General features: G+C 42.1%; 5 protein-coding genes. 2 read left to right on the forward strand and 3 right to left on the reverse strand.

Annotated elements, in window-relative coordinates:
* Positions 1-332 precede the first annotated feature (332 nt).
* The 3 genes from POV26_RS10615 to POV26_RS10625 all read right to left on the reverse strand — a co-directional run bounded on the left by POV26_RS10615 (position 333) and on the right by POV26_RS10625 (position 1,935).
* Entirely contained in the window at positions 333-869 is a 537-nt protein-coding gene (locus POV26_RS10615; protein ID WP_272856448.1) for a hypothetical protein, read from the reverse strand.
* A gap of 162 nt (positions 870-1,031) precedes the next feature.
* The gene (locus POV26_RS10620; RefSeq protein WP_272856449.1) at positions 1,032-1,772 is read right to left on the reverse strand and encodes a hypothetical protein; all 741 of its coding nucleotides are present in this window, start codon (positions 1,770-1,772) and stop codon (positions 1,032-1,034) included.
* Positions 1,773-1,776: 4 nt separating this feature from the next.
* Entirely contained in the window at positions 1,777-1,935 is a 159-nt protein-coding gene (locus POV26_RS10625; RefSeq protein WP_272856452.1) for a YqaE/Pmp3 family membrane protein, read from the reverse strand.
* Positions 1,936-2,188: 253 nt separating this feature from the next.
* On the opposite strand from POV26_RS10625, the gene lysS reads away from it, so the two are divergent.
* Both lysS and POV26_RS10635 read left to right on the forward strand, forming a co-directional pair.
* Positions 2,189-3,880, forward strand: a complete 1,692-nt coding sequence (gene lysS / locus POV26_RS10630) for a lysine--tRNA ligase (protein ID WP_272856450.1) — start codon at positions 2,189-2,191, stop codon at positions 3,878-3,880.
* A 168-nt stretch (positions 3,881-4,048) separates the two neighbouring features.
* Positions 4,049-6,169 (forward strand): T9SS type A sorting domain-containing protein, encoded by a 2,121-nt coding sequence (locus POV26_RS10635; protein WP_272856451.1) that lies wholly within the window; start codon positions 4,049-4,051, stop codon positions 6,167-6,169.
* Positions 6,170-6,319 lie beyond the last annotated feature (150 nt).

The following is a 6,319-nucleotide window of genomic DNA, read 5'->3' on the forward strand; positions in this document are numbered from 1 at the left end:
ACAATTTAAGAAAGAAAAGTGCCTAAGAAAGGCCAACTTTGCGTCTAAATTTAAAATTACCAAAAAATCATCGCCATCAACCAAAAAATAAAAAACCGTCCCAATTAGATTATTGAGACGGCTTCTTCTTTTTTTTATAGGGGTTTGGAAACAGGACTTAAGGGACATGGGAAACAGGACTTAGGGGATACAGAAAACAGGACCGAAGGGGTACAGGAAATAGGACTTATGGGAAATGGTTTTCAAATTCTCATAAAATCCTAAACCAGTCCTGCCTCCCATAGCGAAGCGGTCTTGTTTCTTGGGTCTTTTTCAGTTACGCACTATCTTTTTTAAAATTTCACGGCTTCCGAAATATGCGTAACCACCTGCGAGGTTTTTTCCACATTAAATTTAAGGTCGAAAACAATTCCTTGGGTGTTTTTCTCCAAAACAAGTTTGCCGTTGGTTATGGGGTAATACCCCGCTTCACCCTTACAATAACAGTGTTTGCCATAGAGCAGTTTTACCTCGCTCAAGGCGGTGTTCTCCTTGTTCAAATCTTTAGTATTTGCAGGTATTTCAAAGTGAATGGTTTCAGAATAATCGCCATCCACAGTTCCTTCTGGCCCTTTGTTTAAATAGGTGTATTCCACCACGGTATTGCTGCCATCCACAAGTTGCGGATATAAAGCGCCCGTGCCATCTTTTTGTATGGACAGGCTTTTGTTTTTATGGACTACTACGTTGCAAGTTCCTTCCTCCGGGCAGCCTGTTGCTTTGTTTTCCATTTGTTCCATAGTTGTGTTTTCTGAAGAAGTTACGGTGCCCGTCTGCGTTTTGCAAGCATTTACCATAAATAACGGGATTAAAAAATAAAATGCTTTCATAAATATATGTTTAGGGTTTATTGTTTATGGTTAGGTTGGATAGGTAGTTTGGTAGAATTAAAATTTTGTCTTCTCCCCTTTAGGGCTTGGGGGCAAATCTTAATTCGTTAATTCGGGATTCGTTAATTTGATGTTTTATTCAATTTTACGAATCCCGAATCCCTATTTCTCCAGTTCCACTTCCAAATCCAGCAAATCAGGGTTTTTAAAGTATTCCAAAAATGGTTCCTGTACAGTTACGGTTTTTTTGTCTTCAGAAAAAGTAGCTTCGGGATTGGATGTTTTCTTTATTTTTTTCGCAAAAGTATATTTCAGCTTATAATTGGAACCGCCCATAAAGGCTTCGGCCTGTTTCATGCTGTCCACTTGCTGTTGGTGCAGCTTTTCATCTTTTATGTAAGCATCCCGTTTAAAGATACCATTTTTAAAGGAATATGTAACGCCTACCACTTCGGGAGCGTCTTCTTCCTTTTTAATTTCGGTATTGGCATCGGGGTTGGGCATCAAACTTCCTACCTGTTCCAGTCCGTTCAGCAGATCGTTCGCCTCGCTTATGTTTTTGAAATTGGAGGAAATATCGTAAACCATTTCAGCCTTTTCAGAATCTATTTTCATGTGGATATTAAAGTTTTTTAGCTTTTTCAGCTTCTCTTGCTCAGTAATGGAAAGCTTGGAGATACTGTCTTTCTTTTCCTCCAAAAACTGTTTCATATAAATAATGGTGTCCATTTTCATCACGGTAGAATCAGGCATTGTTGAGCCGCCAAAGGCCATCATTTCGTTGAGGTTTACCTCCACGGTCATTATGCCGCTCCCATCTTCGTTCATGACCATGGTTTCAGTAAATTGACAGCTAACGGCGGTAAAGGCGAGAGCGAACAGCAAAAGGAATTTTTGTATCATCGGTTTATCTTTTAGGATTGTTTAAAATTATAAGCGCAGCAATTACCCCCGGAACCCATCCACAAACGGTGAGTATAAAAACGATCAGTACAGAGCCACAGCCTTTGCCAATAACGGCAAGTGGTGGAAAAAGGATTGCAAGTAGGACTCTCCAAAAACTCATAGAAAACAAAGCTACGATTATTATTTGTGATTTGTGATTTGTGATTCGGGATTCGGGATTCGGGATTCGGGATTTGGGACCTGCCTGCCCGAGGCACGACAGGCAGGTTTGTAATTCGTTACCTTCAACAGTCATTCCAATCTTTGCGCTCTATTCTCTATTCTTTATTCTAATTAAGGCATTTCATACTTCCCATTTCGTACTTCGACAATCATTTTCCTATCTTTGCAAACTTATTTTTAGAAACAACCCTATGCAACTGTCTGAACTGGAAATCATTCGAAGAGAAAAACTAAACCAACTTCGCGACCGTGGAATAAACCCCTATCCCGCAGATTTATACCCGGTAACCGACACTTCAAAAAAGATAAAGGATAATTTTGAGGAAGGCAAAAAGGTAGTGGTTGCCGGAAGGTTGATGTCCCGTAGAATCCAAGGTTCAGCCTCTTTTGCCGAACTTCAGGATGCAGACGGGCGTATTCAGGTTTATTTTAACCGCGATGAAATATGTCCCGGCGAAGACAAAAGCCATTATAACGAAGTCTATAAAAAATTGCTCGATATAGGCGATTTTATAGGGATTGAAGGCGAACTCTTCAAAACGCAAGTAGGTGAAAAAACCATCATGGTAAAAAATTTCACCCTCCTGAGCAAGGCCTTAAAACCATTGCCACAGCCCCGTGTGGATGCCGAAGGAAAAGTGCACGACGCCTTTACCGACCCCGAACAACGCTACCGCCAGCGCTACGCCGATTTGGTGGTGAACCCACACGTAAAGGAAATTTTCGTAAAGCGCACCAAACTGTTCAATGCCATGCGGACCTTCTTTAACGATCGCGGCTATTTTGAAGTGGAGACGCCCATTTTACAGCCCATTCCGGGCGGTGCTGCGGCGCGACCTTTTATTACGCACCACAATGCGTTGGACATTCCTTTGTATCTGCGAATCGCGAATGAACTATACCTAAAAAGACTCATCGTCGGTGGTTTTGATGGGGTGTATGAATTCTCCAAAAACTTCCGAAACGAGGGCATGGACCGCACCCACAACCCAGAGTTTACCGCTATGGAAATTTATGTTTCCTATAAAGACTATAACTGGATGATGGATTTCTGCGAGCAATTGCTGGAATTTTGCGCGATGGAAGTGAACGGCACAACAAAAGCCAAGTTTGGAGAGCACGAAATAGATTTTAAGGCTCCTTACCCACGGGTAACCATGGCGGAAGCAATCAAAAACTTTACAGGGTTTGACATTACCGGAAAAACTGAGGATGAAATCCGAAAAGCTGCTTTGGACATGAAAATTCCCGTGGACGATACTATGGGAAAAGGAAAGTTGATCGATGAAATTTTTGGCGAAAAATGTGAGGGCAATTACATTCAGCCAACCTTTATTACAGATTATCCAAAGGAAATGAGCCCGTTATGTAAAGAACATCGCGAAAATCCTGAACTAACGGAGCGTTTCGAATTGATGGTCTGCGGCAAGGAAATAGCAAACGCCTATAGCGAGCTGAACGACCCCATAGACCAATGCGAGCGTTTTGAAGCCCAATTAAAATTGGCTGATAGGGGCGATGACGAAGCAACGGCCTTTATAGATTACGACTTTCTTAGAGCGTTGGAATACGGAATGCCCCCAACCAGCGGGATGGGTATCGGGATGGACCGGTTGATTATGTTTTTGACCAACAACGCCTCCATACAGGAAGTACTTTTCTTCCCGCAAATGCGCCCCGAGAAGAAAAAAGTGGAAATGACCGAGGATGAAAAAGCGGTTTATACACTGTTGAAGGCAAACTCACCCATTGTTTTGGAAACACTAAAAACCCAAAGCGGCCTGAGCAACAAAAAGTGGGACAAGGCCATAAAAGGATTGACTGCTTCAAAGGTTGCGAAGGTGGAAAAGACAGATGAAAATTTGATGGTTTCGGTTTTATAAACAAAGAATTTATGAATTTTTAAGAAAGGAAATTACAACAATGTAGTTTCCTTTTTTTATGGGGTAGCGTGAAATTTATTCAAATTACTTTATTCAGAAACCTTTGAATTATAAATCTTTACCATTACATTTGGCAATCTATTCACACATTCTAAACCTGATTTTTTTATGAAAAGACTTTTATTCACTTCGCTATTATTGGCTTTTACACAGGTTTTCTTTGCCCAAAGCAAGGAAAGTGTTGCACAAGCCTGGATGGACACTAACATGCCCATCAACAAAACAAATCAAAGTTTCGCCATGTTGAACAGCCATTCAGGCCCTTCTGGCGAAACATTTCGTTTCTACCACACCGTAAATGGCGTGGAAGTTTTTGATTCTTCCGTGGCCGTTCACGTTTCGAACAAAAATCAAGTAACCTATCACGCCAGCACTTTTGACAGCACGGTGGAAACTATTGACACCAATCCCTCAATTTCCGCAGCGGATGCTTTATCTATAGCAAAAGCAGCTTTGGATATTGAAGGCTATATTTCCCAAAAGGAAGTAAAACTATATGTGTACAACAAATTGGGGAGCACCCAATTGGTTTACAGGGTTACCACGATGTCTGAATTCCGCATGGGTAACTGGGAAACAATTGTTGATGCAAAAACGGGAACTGTTTTAAGCACCCAAGACATAGCCATATACCACAAAAAAGCGGGTGGCGACAACCCAAAAGGAATAAAAAACCCAACAACAACCGTGGCAACAGGTACGGCAATGGTTTTTGACCCGGACCCACTTACAAAAACAGGAAGTACCTATGGTGGAAATTATGTAGATAATAATGACCAAACCAATCCCCAACTTGATGCTGCAAGAACCGCGGTTAATCTTTTGGATATTGAATTTGACGGTACCAACTATAGATTAAGAGGCCCCTATACTGAAATAGCAGAGTTGGGGGCTCCATCCACAGGTCTGTTTATTCAGGCTTCACCGGATTTCAGTTTTACACGCGATGAGCAAGGTTTTGAAGCCGCAAACTGCTATCACCATATTGATAAAAGTTTCCGTTACATCAATGATGATCTTGGAATTCCTTTGGTTTCAATCTACAATGGCGGGGTAGTTCGTTACGACCCGCACGGCGCCAATGGTGCAGACAACTCTTTTTACAGTGCCGGCAGCCTTCAGTTTGGCGAAGGGGGTGTAGATGATGCGGAAGATATGGACGTAGTGCTCCACGAGCTGGGCCACGGGCTTCACGACTTCATTACCAACGGAAACCTTAGCCAAGTAAATGGTTTGAGTGAAGGAACTGGCGATTATTGGGCAAATTCCTATAAAAGAAGTACAGGCTTTTGGGATAGCTCAGACCCACAATATTTCTGGGTTTTTGGATGGGATGGGCACAACCCATTTTGGAACGGACGGGTAACCAACTATAGCGCAATGTACCCCGGCGGCCTTACGGGTTCCATCCATACAGACGGACAAATTTGGTCCTCGGTACTCCTTGAAATTTGGGAAATAATCGGAAGGGAAAAAATGGATGCGGCCGTTTGGGAAGGCCTTGCCATGACCAATAGCGGCACCAACCAGCAAAACGCAGCAATCGCAGTACGCCAAGCCGCAATCGATATGGGTTATACATGCCCAGAAATTGATGCCTTTACCGATAGGTTTACAGCAAGAGGATATGTATTGCCAAACTATACCTGCGATCCGAACGCCTGTGATATTTCTGTTATAAATACTTCAAACATCTCTCCGTGTAATGACAATGGAACGCCGAGCGATGGTAGTGACGACTTCTTTACGGCCGACATAACTGTTACTTTTGAGAACCCACCAGCAACGGGAACCTTGGATATAACCGGTGATGGAACCGCTTCAGTTTCCGTAACAGGCTTAGTTTCGCCACACACTTTTGTGGGTGTACAGATGTCGGCAGATGGAGGGCCAATAAACCTTACCGCAACTTTTTCAGCTGATGGAACTTGCAACCTGAACGTTCCAAATGCAGGAACAGCACCAGGTCCTTGCGTAACTGTAGGAATAAATGAAAACGAGGCCCTGAGCAACGTTTCCATATATCCAAACCCAGCAAATACCACCATTAATTTATCAAACCTTAATGAAGAATACAACGTGGCCATCTACAATATGCTTGGCCAAAAAGTAAAACAACAAACCGTTGATGCCAGCAACAGCAGCATCAACATTTCCGATCTTACTTTGGGCGTGTATGTGTTGAAATTTAAAGACCATAACAATGTCTTGCGTTTTGTGGTAGAATAATTTTTAAATACTAATTAGTTTATATAAAAAGAAGCCGTCTCAATAATCTAATTGGGACGGTTTTTTATTTTTTGGTTGATGGCGATGATTTTTTGGTAATTTTAAATTTAGACGCAAAGTTGGCCTTTCTTAGGCACTTTTCTTTCTTAA

The sequence above is a fragment of the Aequorivita todarodis genome, from assembly GCF_028561335.1.
Lineage (GTDB): Bacteria > Bacteroidota > Bacteroidia > Flavobacteriales > Flavobacteriaceae > Aequorivita > Aequorivita todarodis.

Bases quoted from the DNA above. Each gene is read 5' to 3' on its own strand.
- POV26_RS10615 (WP_272856448.1), bottom strand. From the start codon at position 869: ATGAAAGCATTTTATTTTTTAATCCCGTTATTTATGGTAAATGCTTGC.
- POV26_RS10620 (WP_272856449.1), bottom strand. From the start codon at position 1,772: ATGATACAAAAATTCCTTTTGCTGTTCGCTCTCGCCTTTACCGCCGTT.
- POV26_RS10625 (WP_272856452.1), bottom strand. From the start codon at position 1,935: ATGAGTTTTTGGAGAGTCCTACTTGCAATCCTTTTTCCACCACTTGCC.
- lysS (WP_272856450.1), top strand. From the start codon at position 2,189: ATGCAACTGTCTGAACTGGAAATCATTCGAAGAGAAAAACTAAACCAA.
- POV26_RS10635 (WP_272856451.1), top strand. From the start codon at position 4,049: ATGAAAAGACTTTTATTCACTTCGCTATTATTGGCTTTTACACAGGTT.